Annotated in this window: 12 protein-coding genes and 1 tRNA gene; 9 read left to right on the forward strand and 4 right to left on the reverse strand. The window is 65.1% G+C overall.

Annotation, left to right across the window (positions count from 1 at the left end):
* Nucleotides 1-328: 328 nt before the first annotated feature.
* The 3 genes from JS533_RS04995 to JS533_RS05005 all read right to left on the reverse strand — a co-directional run bounded on the left by JS533_RS04995 (nucleotide 329) and on the right by JS533_RS05005 (nucleotide 3,353).
* Nucleotides 329-1,162, reverse strand: a complete 834-nt coding sequence (locus tag JS533_RS04995; RefSeq protein ID WP_241513393.1) for a metal ABC transporter permease — start codon at nucleotides 1,160-1,162, stop codon at nucleotides 329-331.
* Nucleotides 1,159-2,049: an ABC transporter ATP-binding protein gene (locus JS533_RS05000; RefSeq protein ID WP_241513394.1), complete on the reverse strand. Its 891-nt coding sequence runs from the start codon at nucleotides 2,047-2,049 to the stop codon at nucleotides 1,159-1,161. Before JS533_RS05000 ends, JS533_RS04995 begins: the two co-directional genes overlap by 4 nt.
* Before the next feature lie 182 nt (nucleotides 2,050-2,231).
* Nucleotides 2,232-3,353, reverse strand: a complete 1,122-nt coding sequence (locus tag JS533_RS05005) for a metal ABC transporter solute-binding protein, Zn/Mn family (RefSeq protein ID WP_241513395.1) — start codon at nucleotides 3,351-3,353, stop codon at nucleotides 2,232-2,234.
* Between the two features lie 106 nt (nucleotides 3,354-3,459).
* Between JS533_RS05005 and JS533_RS05010 the strand changes: the two genes are divergently transcribed.
* From JS533_RS05010 to pyk, 6 genes are all read left to right on the forward strand, one after another.
* Nucleotides 3,460-4,341, forward strand: coding sequence for a bifunctional methylenetetrahydrofolate dehydrogenase/methenyltetrahydrofolate cyclohydrolase (locus JS533_RS05010; RefSeq protein ID WP_241513396.1), 882 nt, complete (start codon nucleotides 3,460-3,462; stop codon nucleotides 4,339-4,341).
* 232 nt (nucleotides 4,342-4,573) lie between these two features.
* On the forward strand, nucleotides 4,574-6,055 hold the full coding sequence (gene rpsA / locus JS533_RS05015) for a 30S ribosomal protein S1 (RefSeq protein ID WP_219057530.1): 1,482 nt from the start codon (nucleotides 4,574-4,576) through the stop codon (nucleotides 6,053-6,055).
* A 159-nt stretch (nucleotides 6,056-6,214) separates the two neighbouring features.
* Nucleotides 6,215-6,871: a dephospho-CoA kinase gene (gene coaE / locus JS533_RS05020; RefSeq protein ID WP_241513397.1), complete on the forward strand. Its 657-nt coding sequence runs from the start codon at nucleotides 6,215-6,217 to the stop codon at nucleotides 6,869-6,871.
* Nucleotides 6,871-8,982, forward strand: coding sequence for an excinuclease ABC subunit UvrB (gene uvrB, locus JS533_RS05025; RefSeq protein ID WP_241513398.1), 2,112 nt, complete (start codon nucleotides 6,871-6,873; stop codon nucleotides 8,980-8,982). Before coaE ends, uvrB begins: the two co-directional genes overlap by 1 nt.
* 145 nt (nucleotides 8,983-9,127) lie before the next feature.
* Nucleotides 9,128-10,132, forward strand: a complete 1,005-nt coding sequence (locus JS533_RS05030) for a TerC family protein (RefSeq protein WP_241513399.1) — start codon at nucleotides 9,128-9,130, stop codon at nucleotides 10,130-10,132.
* Nucleotides 10,133-10,290: 158 nt separating this feature from the next.
* Entirely contained in the window at nucleotides 10,291-11,733 is a 1,443-nt protein-coding gene (pyk, locus tag JS533_RS05035) for a pyruvate kinase (RefSeq protein ID WP_241513400.1), read from the forward strand.
* 110 nt (nucleotides 11,734-11,843) lie between these two features.
* On the opposite strand, the gene JS533_RS05040 is transcribed toward pyk, so the two are convergent.
* The gene (locus JS533_RS05040; RefSeq protein ID WP_241513401.1) at nucleotides 11,844-12,443 is read right to left on the reverse strand and encodes an NUDIX domain-containing protein; all 600 of its coding nucleotides are present in this window, start codon (nucleotides 12,441-12,443) and stop codon (nucleotides 11,844-11,846) included.
* 213 nt (nucleotides 12,444-12,656) lie between these two features.
* Here JS533_RS05040 and JS533_RS05045 point away from each other — a divergent pair.
* The 3 genes from JS533_RS05045 (at nucleotide 12,657) to polA (ending at nucleotide 16,498) form a co-directional block, all read left to right on the forward strand.
* Nucleotides 12,657-12,730, forward strand: a tRNA-Leu gene (locus tag JS533_RS05045).
* A gap of 134 nt (nucleotides 12,731-12,864) precedes the next feature.
* Nucleotides 12,865-13,668: an ANTAR domain-containing response regulator gene (locus JS533_RS05050; protein WP_241513402.1), complete on the forward strand. Its 804-nt coding sequence runs from the start codon at nucleotides 12,865-12,867 to the stop codon at nucleotides 13,666-13,668.
* Nucleotides 13,661-16,498, forward strand: coding sequence for a DNA polymerase I (gene polA / locus JS533_RS05055; protein WP_241513403.1), 2,838 nt, complete (start codon nucleotides 13,661-13,663; stop codon nucleotides 16,496-16,498). Before JS533_RS05050 ends, polA begins: the two co-directional genes overlap by 8 nt.
* The last annotated feature ends 53 nt before the right edge of the window (nucleotides 16,499-16,551 follow it).

Here is a 16,551-nt window from a genome sequence, read left to right on the forward strand (position 1 = left end):
ATTTGCACTGAACCGAGAGTAGATGCGAATAATCCGGGACGATGCGGCTGATTTCCCGGATTATTCGCGCTGAACGGTATTGAGCGGGATGAATCACCGAAGCAACTACCGCCATGGAGGCCAGTGGACAAGAAAAGACGGGGAGAAGACGGCGAGAAACGGGGACGAGCCAATGGAAGACGAGATACGGGACCACGGGACAGGCGATGACTTGGCGATGGCGACGACGATAGGCCGGCAGAGGCCGGCCGGTGCCATCGTCGACGCTCCGACCGCCGCTGTCCGGGAATGAATTCCGGGCAGCCATGACCTGACGAAGAAGTCTCTATTACCGACGCCGCATAGCGTCCGCGCCCTTGGCCGCAGCCCAGAACAGGGTGGACAGCGTCACGATGATGAAGCTCGGGGGAGCGGGGAACATGGCCGCCAATACCAGACCGCCCCAGATCGCCGCCAGGCACAGCACGCTCGCCAGCACCATCGCGCGCAGCGGCGTGCCGGCGAGGATGTTGGCCGTGGCCGCCGGCGTGATCACCAGCGCGAAGATGAGCAGTGTACCCACGGCGGGCACTGCGATCGTGATCACGCCGGCCATGATCGCCATGAACGCGACGTTCATCGCGCCGATCGGCACTCCCTTGGCCTGCGCGACCTGCTCGTCGACCGAGCTGAACAGCAGCGGCCGGTAGATCACCGCGAGCACGGCCAGCAGGATCGCGTCGAACGCCGCGAATCCGATGATCTGATCCGTCGTGATCGTCAGAATCGAACCGAACAGGATCGACTGCATCTGCTGCGACGCCGAGCTCGACAGTCGTGCGAAGAACAGGCCGAGGCCGGTGGCGAACGCGAGCACCGTTCCGGTGGCGATCTCACGTTGCGAGGCGCGCTTGCCGAGCGCTCCGATCACCAGCGCACCGCCCAGCGCGAACGCGCCGAGGCCCAATGAGACGGGCAGTCCGAGCAGCACCGCGCCGGTGGCTCCCGGCAGTCCGATGTGCGCGAGCGCGTGCGCGGCGAACGTCGATTGCCGCGCGATCGTGAAATAGCCCATCACTCCGGCGGCCAGCGCGATGCACAGTCCGGCGAGGAACGCATTCGCCATGAACGGCGCGGTCAGCGTGTCCATCCAGTCCGGATCGAAGGAGAAGTCGATCATCATGCGCCTCCCTTGGCGTTCGCCGCGGTCGCGGCGGCTTCGTGATGGTGATGGAACCGGGCGACCTCGTTCGGCGCGTGCGTATCCTGCTCGACGCCTTGCGGCTCGTCGGTGCTGGGTGTGACGAACATGTCGCCCTGCGGTGTGGTGATGACCTGCACGCGCGTGCCGTACAGGTGCGTGAGCAGGTCCGAGTCGAGCACCTGGTTCATGGCCGCGTAGTGCGGGTGCCCGTCGAGCAGGTAGACCGCTCCGGTGAGGATCGGCAGCAGCATGTTCAGATCGTGCGCCACGACCTGGATCGTCATGCCGAGTTCCTGGTTGAGCCGTGCGAGCACGTGCACGACCGCGCGCTGGCTGGCCAGGTCGAGGTTGGCGAGCGGCTCGTCGAGCATGAGCAGTTTCGGATCCGAGACGAGCGCCTGCGCGATGGCGACGCGTTGGCGCAGGCCTCCCGACAGTTCCGACAGGCGCATGCGGGCCTTGTCCGCGATGCCGGTGAACGCCATCGCCTCATGCGCCTTGGCCTTCTGCGCGCGGGTGACCGGGTGGATGCCGAAGCGCGTGCCGGTCAGCCCCAGCAGCACCGACTGTTCGGCGGTCAGGTTCGAGTCGATGTCCGACGCGTAGCTTTGCGGCACGTAGCCGATGAGGTCGTTGGCCTCGCCGGCCTGTTTGCCCAGCACGGTCAGCGATCCCGAGGAGAGCGGAATGAGGCCGAGTTCGGCCTTCATCATCGTGGTCTTGCCGGCGCCGTTCGTGCCGACGATGGCGGTGACGGATCCGGCCGGGATGGCGAAGTCGCCGTGCTGCCAGATGACGCGCCCGCCGCGTGACACCGCGGCGTCGCGGAACACGATGCAGCCGTCCTGCGAATGGTTGATGGTCATGATGTCTTCCTGTCCTGCGCGCCGGTTGCGTACGACGCGCCTCGCAGGATTATGACAAATGACGTTGACAATCATTCTCAATAATGGATGTCGCATCGGGTTCCCACATGCAAAAGGCGGTCCGTTCCGGTGTTCCCGGAACGGACCGCCCTGATCCGTACGTCGGCCGGCGCGACCGCGGGCTACTTGCCCGGGTCGGTCTGTCCGGCGTTGGACGGCGTGGATTCCGTGGATTCGTCATCGGAGGAGCCGTCCGTCGAGCCGTCTGCGGAACCGTCGGACGACGAGCCGGAGTCGTCGGTCGTCGCCGGGCAGGAGGCGACGTCGTTCGTGCCGTCGCCGGTCTTGGCGTCGGAGGAATCCGACGACGCATCGGAACAGTCGGTTGCGAAATGACCGGCGACCGAATCGACGAGATCGCCGATCCAGTCGGTCAGCGACGCGGCGTCGGACGGCATCTGCTCGCTTACGTCGACGATCGGCACGTCGGAACGCTCCGCGGTGCCGGTGATCATGTTCGTCGCGTCGGACGCCTCCTGCGTGTTGTTGACCAGCAGATCCACGTCACGCGATTCGAGCAGCTTCTGGAACTCCTGCAGGTCGGCCGGCGCCGCCTCGCCCTCGGCGGCCGCCGACGCGGCGTAGCCCTTCGGCGTCTTGTCCTCGAAGCCCATGTCGCTCATCAGATAGTAGGCGACCGCCTCGGTGGCGGCATACGTGGCGTCGGCGTTCGCGGAGGAGAACTCCTTCATCTTCTCCTCGACGGTCTTCTCCTGCTCCTGCCATTCCTTGTAGCGTTTGGTGAAGTCCTTCTTCTTGCCCGGCAACGCCTTCGAGAACGCGTTCACCAGCTCCTGCGCCATGCCGTTGCGTGCGTCCTTGGAGAACCACAGATGCGGGTTGTCGCCCTCCATCGCGCCCACGGTCTGCGCGGCGGAGACGATGACGGCGTCCTTGCCGACGTTCTTGGTGGCCCACGTGTCGTAGCCGGCGCCGTTCGCCACCACGATCGTCGCCTTGGACAGCTTCGCCACGTCCGAGGTCTTCGGCTCGAAATCATGGGCGTCCACGCCGGTCGAGCTCAGAATCGACGTGACGGACACGTCGTCGCCGCCGATCTGCTCGGCCAGCGACCCCCATTGGTTGATCGAGGCCACCACCTCGATCGGGCCGGTCTGCTCCTGCTGCTGCGGCTCCGTCTGCGTTGCGGCGTTCGACGTGCCGCAGCCTGCGGCGGCCATCAGCATCATCGCGGCGAATACGCCCGCGACGGCCCTGCCTATGCGCGATCCGCGAATGTTCATTGCCCTGCTCCCTCGTGTGGGTCCGACCATGTCGAAACAATCCTTTAACTGTGTCCACGATACCCTGATGCGAAGGCAACGAACCGACACACAGGGGAGACGACACATGACCATCAAACTCGACGGCAAGCAGACGGCGGCGGACATCAAGGCGCATCTGGCCGAACGCGTCGCACGACTCAAGGAACGGGGCATCGAACCGGGCCTCGGCACGCTGCTGGTCGGCCACGACGCCGGCTCGGTCAAATACGTGGCCGGCAAGCACGCCGACTGCGCCGAGATCGGCATCCGTTCGATCAAGCACGAGCTGCCCGAGGACGCGACGTTCGACGACATCGCCGCCGTCGTGCGCGACATGAACGCCGACCCGGCCTGCACCGGCTACATCGTGCAGCTGCCGCTGCCGCGCGGCATCGACGCGAACGCGATCATCGACCTGATCGACCCGGCCAAGGACGCCGACGGCATGCACCCGTACAATCTCGGCGAACTCGTGCTGCACGTCAAGGGCGACATCGCCACGCCCCTGCCGTGCACGCCGCGCGGCGTCATCGAACTGCTCGGCGCCTATGACATCGACCTCGACGGCAAGGAGGTGTGCGTGCTCGGCCGCGGCATCACCATCGGCCGCACGATCGGACTCATGCTCACCCGCCGCGCCGTCAACGCGACCGTCACGCTGTGCCACACCGGCACGCGCGACGTGGCGGACCACATGCGCCGCGCCGACGTGATCGTCGCCGCGATGGGCTCCGCCGGCTTCGTCAAGCCGGATATGATCAAGGACGGCGCGATCCTGCTCGACGTCGGCGTCTCCCGCGTCTTCGACGAGGAGGCCGGCCGCTGGCGCGTCAAGGGCGATGTGGACAAGGCCTGCTACGACAAGGCGTACGCCTATTCGCCGAACCCCGGCGGCGTCGGCCCGATGACCCGCGCCATGCTCCTCGCCAACGTCGTCGAAATGGCCGAACGCCAGCTCGGACGATGACGCCGCGACACGCCCACGGAGCCGTTAAGCGGACAGTCCTGTGGACTGTCCGTAGGCGACGCCGAGGGGTTGGGGCCCCGAGGGATATCTTGTGTCCGGGCGACACGCCCGGACTCCGTTGGTCATATATGTGCAGGGCTGGCGGTATGGTTGAGACTTGCGTGCGTGAAAGCGCGCGCGGATAACTGAAGAACGATATTATCCATCTACTAGTTATTAAGAAACCACATTAATGGCAGAGAACAATAACGAAGTCGCCAAGGTCGCCATCAACGACATCGGCACCGAAGAGGACTTCATCAAGGCAGTCGATTCCACCATCAAGAACTTCGATGATGGTGATCTGGTCGAGGGTACCGTCGTCAAGGTCGATCACGACGAGGTCCTGGTCGACATCGGCTACAAGACCGAGGGTGTGATCCCCTCCCGCGAACTTTCCATCAAGAAGGACGTCGATCCGGACGAGGTCGTCGAGGTCGGCGATCCGATCGAGGCCCTTGTCGTCACCAAGGAAGACAAGGAAGGCCGTCTGATCCTGTCCAAGAAGCGTGCCCAGTACGAGCGCGCCTGGGGCGACATCGAGAAGATCAAGGAAGCCGACGGCGTCGTTGAGGGCACCGTCATCGAAGCCGTCAAGGGCGGCCTCATCGTCGACATCGGCCTGCGCGGCTTCCTGCCGGCGTCGCTGGTCGAAATGCGTCGCGTCCGTGATCTGTCCCCGTACATCGGTCAGAAGATCAAGGCCAAGATCCTGGAGCTCGACAAGAACCGCAACAACGTGGTCCTGTCCCGCCGCCAGTACCTCGAGGAGACCCAGTCCGAAGTGCGCGAGACCTTCCTCTCGCAGCTCAAGAAGGGCCAGATCCGTGAGGGCGTCGTCTCCTCCATCGTCAACTTCGGCGCGTTCGTCGATCTCGGTGGCGTTGACGGCCTGATCCACGTCTCCGAGCTGTCCTGGAAGCACATCGACCACCCGTCCGAGGTCGTCAAGGTCGGCGACAAGGTCACCGTCGAGGTGCTCGACGTCGATCTGGACCGCGAGCGCATCTCCCTGTCGCTCAAGGCCACCCAGGAGGATCCGTGGCAGCGCTTCGCCCGCACCCACGTCCCCGGCCAGATCGTCAAGGGCAAGGTCACCAAGATCGTCCAGTTCGGCGTGTTCATCTCCGTCGAGGACGGCATCGAGGGCCTGGTCCACATCTCCGAGCTTGCCAACCGTCACGTCGAGAACCCGGAGACCGTGGTCAAGCCGGGCGAAGAGGTGTTCGTCAAGGTCATCGACGTCGATCTCGATCGTCGCCGCATCTCCCTGTCCCTCAAGCAGGCCAACGACTCCGTCGACCCGAACTCCGAGGACTTCGATCCGGCGCTGTACGGCATGCCGGCCGAGTACGACGAGGAAGGCAACTACAAGTACCCGGAGGGCTTCGACCCGAACACCAACGAGTGGATCCCGGGCTTCGAGAAGCAGCGCGAGGAGTGGGAGGCCCAGTACGCGGCCGCCCACGACCTGTGGGAGCAGCACAAGGCGTTCGTCGCCAAGGAGCTGGAGAACGCCGCCGCCTCGGCCGCCGAGGATGGCCAGGCTCCGAAGGAAGAGAAGCGCGAGCGCGAGGAGGTCTCCTCCAACTACTCTTCCGAGTCCACCTCCAACGGCACCCTCGCCGACTCCGATCAGCTCGCCGCCCTGCGCGACCAGCTGCTCGGCAAGTGAGTCTGCTGAATTCGCCGTATAGCGAATAGCACAAGGCCCGTCAACCGCAACGGTTGGCGGGCCTTCGCATTTTATGCCTGATCATCGTCTCGTTCGATGGTTCGTTCGTTGCGTCGTGGGTAAGCTGGGATGCAACGAAGTCACGGTGAAAGGGGCGGCATGATGATTCGCATCGGGTTGACGGGCGGCATCGCCGCGGGCAAAAGCACGGTGTCACGCCGCCTGGCGGAGCTTGGCGCGACCGTGATCGACTACGATCTGCTGGCACGCCGCGTCGTCGCGCCCGGCAGCATCGGATTGAGCCGGATCGCCGACGAGTTCGGGCCGGACGCGTTGGATGGCGACGGGGGATTGGACCGCGGCTGGATGGCCGAACATGTCTTCGGCCCGGGCGCGCCGGCCGGCGCCCGCGAGCGACTGGACGAGATCGAGCATCCGCTGATCTACGCCGAGGCGCGGCGGATGGAGGACGAGACGATCGATTCCGACGGGAACGGGCGCGGTGGAGCGGGCGGGACGACGCCGTCCGTCGTCGTGCACGATGTGCCGCTGCTGGCCGAGGTGATCGGCACGATCCCGTTCCGTTTCGACCATGTCGTCACGGTCGAGGCCCCGGTCGACGTACGCATCGCTCGCATGATCGAGACGCGCGGAATGAGCCGCGAACAGGCCGAGGGACGCATCCGGCATCAGAGCGACGAGGCGACGCGCCGACGGATCGCCGATATCGTCATCGATTCGACGCAATCCGTAGAACAGATGTTCGATGATGTTGATAGGCTGTATGCAGATTGGACCTGCCGGAAGGAGCAGTGATGGGCTTCAACATCCAACGCACGAACAAGCCGTTCGTCGTCAAATCGCCGTACAAGCCGTCCGGCGACCAGCCGCAGGCCATCGAGGAGCTGGCCCGGCGCATCGAGAACGGCGAGAACGACGTGGTGCTCATGGGCGCCACCGGCACCGGCAAAACCGCCACGACCGCATGGCTCATCGAGCGTCTTCAACGGCCCACGCTCATCATCGAGCCGAACAAGACGCTCGCCGCCCAGCTGTGCGCGGAGTTCCGCGAGCTCATGCCCGACAACGCCGTGAGCTACTTCGTGAGCTACTACGACTACTACCAGCCCGAGGCGTACATCCCGCAGACCGACACCTATATAGAAAAGGACTCCAACATCAACGACGACGTGGAGCGTCTGCGCCACGCCGCCACCGCGAACCTGCTCACCCGGCGCGACTGCGTGGTCGTGGCCACCGTCTCGTGCATCTACGGCCTCGGCACGCCGGAGGAATACGCCGGGCGCATGCTCTTCCTCAGGGAAGGCCAGGAGATCAACCGCGACGACCTGCTGCGCCAGTTCGTCGCCATGCAGTACAAGCGCAACGACATCGCGTTTACGCGCGGCACGTTTCGCGTGCGCGGCGACACCGTCGAGATCATCCCCGTCTACGAGGAGCTGGCGATCCGCATCGAGTTCTTCGGCGACGAGATCGACCGCATCTCCACGCTGCACCCGCTGACCGGCGATGTGATCGACCACGAGACCGAGGTGCACATATTCCCGGCCTCGCATTACGTGGCCGGCCCCGAACGCATGGAACGCGCGCTCAAGACCATTCAGGCCGAGCTGGACGAGCGCACCGCCGAACTGCGCAAGCAGGGCAAGGAGCTTGAGGCGCAGCGGCTTACCATGCGCACCACCTACGATCTGGAGATGCTCTCGCAGGTGGGCGTGTGCTCCGGCGTGGAGAACTATTCGCGGCACTTCGACGGGCGCGCGCCCGGCACGCCGCCGCACACGCTGCTCGACTTCTTCCCCGACGACTTCCTGCTCGTCATCGACGAATCGCATGTCACCGTGCCGCAGATCGGCGCGATGTACGAGGGCGACGCCGCGCGCAAGCGTACGCTCGTCGACTTCGGCTTCCGTCTGCCGTCCGCGATGGACAACCGTCCGCTCAAATGGCCGGAGTTCCTGGACCGTGTCGGACAGACCGTCTACCTGTCCGCCACGCCCGGCGACTACGAACTGGGGCTTTCCGACGGCGTGGTCGAGCAGATCATCCGACCTACCGGCCTGCTGGATCCGAAGGTCGAGGTGCGTCCCACCAAGGGGCAGATCGACGACCTGCTCGCCGAGATCAAGGACCGCGTGGCGAAGAACGAGCGCACGCTCGTGACGACCCTGACCAAGAAGATGGCCGAGGATCTGACCGACTACCTGATCGAACGCGGCATCAAGGTCGAATACCTGCACTCCGACGTGGACACGCTGCGCCGCGTCGAACTGCTGCGCGAGCTGCGTGAAGGCAAGATCGACGTGATCGTCGGCATCAACCTGCTGCGCGAGGGCCTCGACCTGCCCGAGGTGTCGCTCGTGGCGATCCTCGACGCCGACAAGGAAGGCTTTCTGCGTTCGTATCGATCGCTTATCCAGACGATCGGCCGCGCGGCGCGCAACGTGTCCGGCACGGTCATCATGTACGCCGACGAGACGACCGACGCGATGCACAAGGCCATCGACGAGACCGAACGGCGCCGCGCCAAGCAGATCTCGTATAACAAGGAGCACCACATCGATCCCAAGCCGCTGATCAAAAAGATCAGCGACGTCAACGACATGCTCGCCAAGGAGGATGTGGACACGCAGACCCTGCTCGCCGGCGGCTACCGCAACGCCGGCAAGGCCGGCAACACGCATCTGGGCGTGCCTGCGATCGGCAAGGACGAGGCCGACAAGCGCCACGAGGAGATCCTCAAGGCCGGCCTGCCGGCGCAGGATCTCGCCGACCTGATCCGCCAGCTCAGCGAACAGATGCACACCGCCGCCGAGCAGCTCCAGTTCGAACTCGCCGCCCGCCTGCGCGACGAGATCCGCGACCTGAAGAAAGAGCTCAGGGGGATGACGGAGGCGAATAAGTGAGCCTCCGTGAGCCTCCGACGTCGGTTCGCGACGGGGCGTACGCGCCCTCAGCCAGCCTGCGGCCGACAGCTCCCTCGGCCGAGGGGGTCGGGGCTCGCTACGCTCGCTGAAGGTGGCGTCAGCGCCTGTTCATATGCTGGGAGGCATGTCTGAAACCCCTGTTGCTTTTATGATCGCCACGTTCGTGGTGCTCGCCGCGTTCTTCGTGGTCGACCTGTTCGTCATCGGGCGCAAGCCGCATGTGCCGTCCACCAAGGAGTGCCTGCAGCACATCGCGTTCTTCGTCGTCGCGGCGCTGATCTTCGGCGGCATCATGTGGGCCGTCGCCGGCGCGAAGCCGGCCGTCGAATTCTACTCCGGCTGGCTCACCGAATACTCGTTGAGCGTCGACAACCTGTTCGTGTTCGTCATCATCATGTCCAACTTCGCCGTGCCGAAGGTGCTGCAGAAGTACGTGCTGTCCGTCGGCATCACCGTCGCGCTCGTCCTGCGCGGCATCTTCATCCTCATCGGCGCCGCGCTCATCGAACGCTTCACCTGGATCTTCTTCCTCTTCGGCGCGTTCCTCATCGTCACCGCCGTCAAGCTCGTCACCGGCGGCGACGATGACGAGGAATACCATGAGAACGGCATCATCAAGGCCCTGCGCAAGGTCATGAGGATCTCCGACGAATACGACGGCGAGAAGCTGCGCACCGTCAAGGACGGCGTCAGGTACTTCACCCCGATGCTCGTCGTCTTCCTCGCCATCGGCACCACCGACGTCATGTTCGCCTTCGACTCGATCCCCGCGATCTTCGGCCTGACCAAGGACCCGTTCATCGTGTTCACGTCCAACGTGTTCGCCCTGCTCGGTCTGCAGCAGCTCTACTTCCTGCTCGGCGCGTTGCTTGACAAGCTCGTCTACCTGCCGCTGGGCCTGTCGGTCGTGCTCGGCTTCATCGGCATCAAGCTCATCATGGAGGCGCTGCACGGCAACTCGCTGCCGTTCCTCAACGGCGGCCAGCCGGTCGCATGGGTGCCGGAGGTGCCCACATGGCTGTCGCTTGCCGTGATCATCGTGTCCTTGGGCGGCGCGTCCCTCGCCAGCGTGCTCAAGATGCGCTCGCTGGAGGCGGGCGGCGGCCAGGATGTGGCCAAGGCCGAGTGAAGCGTTGTCATATCACCGGTAAACCTTTGCGGAACATAAGGTGTGAGCGCTCACAACACACCCCTGCAAAAGCTGGTGAGAATCGGATTTTGCTAGTAAACTGTCTCCCGGCGGCTGGGCCAGAAGGCCCGGCCATAATAAGGATAGGATAGGCATTCATGCGTAAAGCCAAGATCGTTGATACCATCGGTCCCGCCACCGAGGATTACGACAACCTGCTCAAGCTCGTCGAAGCCGGTATGGACGTCGCGCGTCTGAACCGCTCCCACGGCACCCCCGAGGATCACCTCCGCGTCTACAACAACGTGCGCAAGGCCGGCGAGGCCACCGGACGCAACGTGGCCGCCCTGGTCGATCTGCAGGGCCCGAAGATCCGCTGCGGCTGGTTCAAGAAGAACGCCGAGGGCGAGGACAAGGTTCAGCTTCAGCTTGGCCAGGAGTTCATCATCACCACCGATGATGTCGAGGGCGACGAGCACATCACCTCCACCACCTTCAAGGGCCTGCCGGGCGACTGCCATCCGGGCGACCCGATCCTGATCGACGACGGCAAGGTGCGCCTCGAGGTCACCAAGGTCGAGGGCAACAACGTGTACACCAAGGTCGTCGTGGCCGGTCCGGTGTCCTCCCACAAGGGCATCAACCTGCCGGGCGTCGCCGTCTCCCTGCCGGCGCTGACCGAGAAGGACGAGGCCGACCTGCGCTGGGCCATCCGCACCGGCGCCGACATCATCGCCATGTCCTTCGTGCGCTTCGCGACCGACATCGACCGCGCCCACGAGATCATGGACGAGGAAGGCCGCCGCATCCCGATCGTCGCCAAGATCGAGAAGCCGCAGGCCCTCGAGAACCTCGAGGACATCATCAAGACCTTCGACGGCGTCATGGCCGCCCGTGGCGACATGGCCGTCGAGTGCCCGCTCGAGGAGGTCCCGCTGGCCACCAAGCGCATCATCGAGCTTGCCCGCCAGTACGCCAAGCCGGTCATCGTGGCCACCGAGGTCCTCGGCTCCATGGTCCACTCCCCGGTGCCGTCCCGCGCCGAGGCCTCCGACTGCGCCAACGCCGTCCTCGACGGCGCCGACGCGACCATGACCTCCAACGAGACCGCCGTCGGCGAGTACCCGACCGAGACCGTCGCCACCATGTCCCGCATCTCCGGCTTCGCCACCGAGCACGGCTTCGACCGCATCCCGGAGCTGAAGAACCTCGACATGTCCTCCACCGGCGCCGTCTCCTCCGCCGCCGTCGACCTGGCCGACAAGCTCAATGCCAAGGCCATCGTCGCCTACACCCAGACCGGCAACACCGTGCACCGCGTCTCCCGCGAGCGTCCGGCCGCCCCGATCTACGGCATCACCAACAACGAGCACACCTACCACTGGCTGGCCCTGTCCTGGGGCACCGAGGCGTTCTACGTCCCGGAGGACTACCACGACAAGTCCCGCAAGGACCTCATGGCCTACACCGACACCATCCTCAAGAAGGCCGGCAAGGTCTCCGACGGCGACAAGATCGTCGTGCTGAGCTCCGCCCAGGGCGAGCACGCCGCCGGCTCCACCGACACGATCTACGTGCACACCGTCGGCAACGCCGAGTGAGTATAGGCCGTTCGGTCTGACGAGAGGTCGAAAAAGCCCCTGTCCGGGATCCCTTGGGATCCTGACAGGGGCTTTCTCATATTCGTCCATGCGGGGCTGGGCGGCGGATGTCACTGGCCGAGCTGATGCTCCGGCGCGCTGTACAGGCGCAGGATCGCGATCAGCGACTTCGCGTCGACGATCGTGCCGTTGACGGCCATCTCGTACGCCTGGTCCAGCGTGTACAGGCGCACGTCCGGACGCGGCGTCTCCGGGCCGAAGTCGCTGCGATCGGCGGGCTTGAGTCCGGTGGCGAAGAACAGCGCCGTATGCTGCGCCGAAAAGCTCGGCGTATCGATAAACCGCGCGAACTGGACGAAATGGTCGGCCGTGTATCCGGCTTCCTCACGCAGCTTGCGCACGGCGATGTCAAGCGGCTTCTCGCCCTGCTCGGCGGCATGCCCGCCGGGGATCTCGAGCGTCCAGCGATGGGTCGGGACGCGATACTGCTCGACGAGCGGGATTTGCCCGTCGTCGGTCATCGCCAGCACGCCCACGGCATCGCCGTTGTTGCCCTGCAGCACGTAACGGTCGAAGCTGCCGGCCTGCGGGGAGGATAGGGACACCTGATCGACGTTGAAATAATGGCTTTTGACGATTTGCCTGCGCGACTCCTCCTTGAGCGGGGATGTGCGCCACGGATCGAACCTGCGATAGGTTTCGTTGCTCATGACTGCCTCCTTGGTGGCATGATCGGTTTCATTGTATATCGATGCCATCGGGGTTCGGGGCTTTCGCCTCCGGATGCAACGGGTGTGTGTCGCGGTCTGAAGGGCCCGCCGGTCCGGGCCTCGATGCGGTGGGGCTCGGGCGCGCGGCACGCAGAAATCCGACAAAACGGCCTCGGTCCGAAAAGTATGGTATTCTTCCATGAGTGCGGAAACGCCCCTGTATCCCAATCGGTAGAGGAAGCAGCCTCAAAATCTGCGCAGTGTGGGTTCGAGTCCCACCGGGGGCACGCGATTAACGCATGGGGAGGATGCCGCCCTCTTCTCTAGGGCGGCATCCTCCCTTTGCAATGACGCGAGATAATTGTTGTCAGGTCGGGGATGGTTATGGAAGACGCCCGGCCACTGATGGAAAGAGGCTGGCATGGTGGCAAGGAAGAAGACCTCGGAAACACCCGATGTGCTGGGGTCGGTGTTGACGGATGACGAACTGAAGGCCGCGGCCGAGGGCAACATCCCCGGCGAGACCGCAACGGACGAGGCCGAGGCCCCGGAGGCCGAGGAGAACCGCCAGCGCACCGTCGTGGTGGCCGAGGACGAATCCGTCAACCGCATGGATCTGGTCGCCATGCTCGAGGACAACGGCTATAAGGTCGTCGGCGAGGCCGCCAACGGCGAGGAAGCCGTCGAACTGACCCGCAAGTTCCGTCCGGACGTCGTGTGCATGGACGTCAAGATGCCGCGCATGGACGGCATCGCCGCCGCCGGCGTGATCTGCGACGAGAACATCGCCCCGGTCGTCATGCTCACCGCCTTTTCCCAGCCCGATCTGGTCCGTCAGGCCACCGGCGCCGGCGCGATGGCGTACGTGACCAAGCCGTACGAGGAGTCCAAGCTGCTGCCCGCGCTCGAGGTCGCCATGGGCCGCTTCGCCGAGATCAACGACCTGCTCGACACCGTCGAACGCAGCGAGAACAAGCTCAAGAACGCGCAGGACGAGCTCAAGAAGATGGAGGCCCAGCTCAAGAAGGCCGAGGACACGCTGGAGGAGCGCAAGCTCGTCGACCGCGCCAAGGGCCTGCTGATGGACAAGGCCGACTTCTCCGAACAGGGCGCGTTCCGTTGGATCCAGAAGACCTCGATGGACCAGCGCATCCCGAAGAAGCGTCTGGCCATGGCCATCATCGCCAAGTACGGCGATCCCAAGCCGGAAAGCAACGATGACTGAGGCATCGCAAACCGATACCGAAACGCGCGGAACGCTGCTGGTCGTTGACGGCCACTCACTGGCGTTCCGCGCGTTTTTCGCTCTTCCCGTCGAAAACTTCAGCACCGACGCCGGTCAGGCCACCAACGCGGTGTGGGGGTTCGCGACCATGCTCTCCCAGGTCATCGACGCCGAACGGCCCGACCATCTGGCCGTGGCGTTCGATGTCAAGGGCGGCACGTTCCGCAACCAGCTGCTGCCTCAATACAAGGGCACGCGAGAGGCCGCGCCCGAGGAGCTGCTCACGCAGCTGCCGTTGATCCAGCAGATGCTGAAGGCGCTTGGCGTCACCTACATCGAAAAGCCCGGCTATGAGGGCGACGATGTGATCGGCACGCTCGCCACGATGGGAGCGCACGCCGGCTACCGCACGCTGGTGCTGTCCGGCGACCGCGACGCCTTCCAGCTCATCGACGACCATATCACCGTGCTGTATCCGGGCCACCACTTCAAGGACCTCAAGCACATGACCACCGAGGCCGTCGAGGAGAAATACCATGTGACCCCGGCCCAATACCCGGATCTCGCCGCGCTGCGCGGAGAGACCGCCGACAACATCCCCGGCGTGCCCGGCGTGGGCGACGGCTTCGCCGCCAAATGGATCAACCAGTACGGCGGACTCGAGGGCATCATCGAACACGCCGACGAGATCAAGGGCAAGAAGGGCGAGGCGCTGCGCGACAACCTCGATCAGGTCAGGCTCAACCGCAAGGTCAACGCCCTCGTACGCGACCTCGACCTCGGCGTGTCCGTGGACGACCTCACCTTCGGCCAGCCCGACCTCAATGCCGTGGATGCGCTGTTCAAGACGCTGGAATTCGGCGTGCGTTCGCGCGGCAAGATCCTCAAGTCGTTCAACGGCGGTGTCAAGCCGGTCTCCGTGGGCGGGAACGCCGCAAACGCTCCGGACGGCCATACCGACGAGACCCAGACCCTCGCGCTGCCGGAACTGACCGTCGCCGCCGACGCGGCTCGGATCGGACAGTGGATCGCCGCGAACCTCGACGATCCGTGGGCCCAGGATGCGCCCCGGGACACGGCTCGGCACACGACGTCCGGCACGTGGACGCTGCTCGCCCAAGGCGACCCCAAACCCGGCTGCGCCACGCTCGACAGCGTGACGATCATGGCCGCCGGCCAGGCGCTGCTCGTCAAAGCCCCGTTCGACGAGGCGACGGCCCGCACACTCGCCGCGTTGTTCGACCAGCATCACGACACGCTTGCCGTGCACGGCTACAAGGAGCACCTGCACCTGCTCGGCGCCGCCGGCCTGCACCTGCCCCAGCCCGCCTTCGACACGAAGCTCGCCGGATACCTCGTCCACCCCGACTTCCATGCGGACACGCTCGAACAGGCCGCCGCGCACTTCCTCGACCTGCACGTCGAGGACGGCAAGCCCGAGGCCACGCAGGGCCTGCTCGACCTCGGCGAGGACGACGGCCACGAGGAACAGGACGAGCATCCGAACGAGCTGACCGCCACCCGCATCGCCATCGTCCGGGCGCTCGCCGACACGCTCGCCCCCATGCTCGAACAGCGCAGCCAGTCGCATCTGCTCGCCGACATCGAACTGCCGGTCTCCCGCGTGCTGCACGACATGGAGGACGCGGGCGCGAAGGTCGACGAACGCCGTCTCGACAATATGCGAGACCAGTTCGCCGCCGACGCGCGTCAGGCGCAGGAGATGGCATGGGATCTGGCCGGCAGCCGCGTGAACCTGCAAAGCCCCAAGCAGCTGCAGCAGGTCCTCTTCGAGGACATGGGTCTCAAGGCCACCAAACGCACCAAGTCCGGTTCGTACACGACCAACGCGTCCGTATTGCAGGACCTGTACGTCAAATATGCGAACGACGAGCGAGCCAGCGGCTTCCTCGGCGCGCTGCTGCGGCACCGCGAGACCAACAAGCTCAAGCAGATCGTGCAGACGCTCATCGATGCGACCAATCCGCGGGACGGACGCATCCACACCACGTTCGAACAGACCGTGGCCGCGACCGGCCGGCTGAGCTCCGTCGACCCGAATCTGCAGAACATCCCGAACAGGAACGCGGCAGGCCGTGAGATCCGCTCCGCGTTCGTACCGGGGGAGGGCTACGCCTCGCTGCTCTCTTGCGACTATTCGCAGGTCGAACTGCGCATCATGGCCGACCGTTCCGGCGACGAGGCGCTCATCGAGGCGTTCCGCTCCGGTGCGGACTTCCACCGCTACGTCGCCTCGCTCGTCTACGGCGTGCCGGTCGACCAGATCACGTCCGACCAGCGCAGCCACGTCAAGGCGATGAGCTACGGGCTCGCATACGGCCTGAGCACGTACGGCCTAGCCCAGCAGCTCAAGATCAGCCCGTCGCACGCCGACGAGCTGAAGGCCAAGTACTTCGCCACGTTCGGCAAGGTGCACGACTATCTCGAGTCGCTGGTCGCCGACGCGCGCGCCAAGGGCTATACGGAGACGATGTTCGGCAGACGACGCTACTTCCCGGCGCTCTCGTCGACGAACCGCGTCGCCCGCGAGGCCGCCGAACGCGCCGCACTCAACGCCCCGATCCAAGGCTCGGCCGCCGACATCATGAAGCTCGCGATGATCCGCGCCGACCAGGCCCTGCGCGAAGCCGGCGTGAACAGCCGCATCATCCTGCAGATCCACGACGAACTCGTCGTCGAGGTCGCGCCCGGCGAGGCCGAACAGGTCACCGCGCTCGTCGCCGACGCGATGGAGCACGCCGTCGAACTGTCCGTGCCGCTGGACGTGTCCACCGGCATCGGCGACGACTGGCAGCTCGCCGCGCACTGACCGGCACCCATCATCGCCGTGCGCGGCGGACATCCGCGACGCACGGCATCTCG

The organism is Bifidobacterium amazonense (assembly GCF_018555435.2).
GTDB lineage: Bacteria > Actinomycetota > Actinomycetes > Actinomycetales > Bifidobacteriaceae > Bifidobacterium > Bifidobacterium amazonense.

Bases quoted from the DNA above. Each gene is read 5' to 3' on its own strand.
- JS533_RS05050 (WP_241513402.1), top strand. From the start codon at position 12,865: ATGGTGGCAAGGAAGAAGACCTCGGAAACACCCGATGTGCTGGGGTCG.
- rpsA (WP_219057530.1), top strand. From the start codon at position 4,574: ATGGCAGAGAACAATAACGAAGTCGCCAAGGTCGCCATCAACGACATC.
- polA (WP_241513403.1), top strand. From the start codon at position 13,661: ATGACTGAGGCATCGCAAACCGATACCGAAACGCGCGGAACGCTGCTG.
- coaE (WP_241513397.1), top strand. From the start codon at position 6,215: ATGATGATTCGCATCGGGTTGACGGGCGGCATCGCCGCGGGCAAAAGC.
- JS533_RS05040 (WP_241513401.1), bottom strand. From the start codon at position 12,443: ATGAGCAACGAAACCTATCGCAGGTTCGATCCGTGGCGCACATCCCCG.
- JS533_RS05010 (WP_241513396.1), top strand. From the start codon at position 3,460: ATGACCATCAAACTCGACGGCAAGCAGACGGCGGCGGACATCAAGGCG.
- JS533_RS05030 (WP_241513399.1), top strand. From the start codon at position 9,128: ATGTCTGAAACCCCTGTTGCTTTTATGATCGCCACGTTCGTGGTGCTC.
- JS533_RS05005 (WP_241513395.1), bottom strand. From the start codon at position 3,353: ATGAACATTCGCGGATCGCGCATAGGCAGGGCCGTCGCGGGCGTATTC.
- pyk (WP_241513400.1), top strand. From the start codon at position 10,291: ATGCGTAAAGCCAAGATCGTTGATACCATCGGTCCCGCCACCGAGGAT.
- JS533_RS05000 (WP_241513394.1), bottom strand. From the start codon at position 2,049: ATGACCATCAACCATTCGCAGGACGGCTGCATCGTGTTCCGCGACGCC.
- uvrB (WP_241513398.1), top strand. From the start codon at position 6,871: ATGGGCTTCAACATCCAACGCACGAACAAGCCGTTCGTCGTCAAATCG.
- JS533_RS04995 (WP_241513393.1), bottom strand. From the start codon at position 1,162: ATGATGATCGACTTCTCCTTCGATCCGGACTGGATGGACACGCTGACC.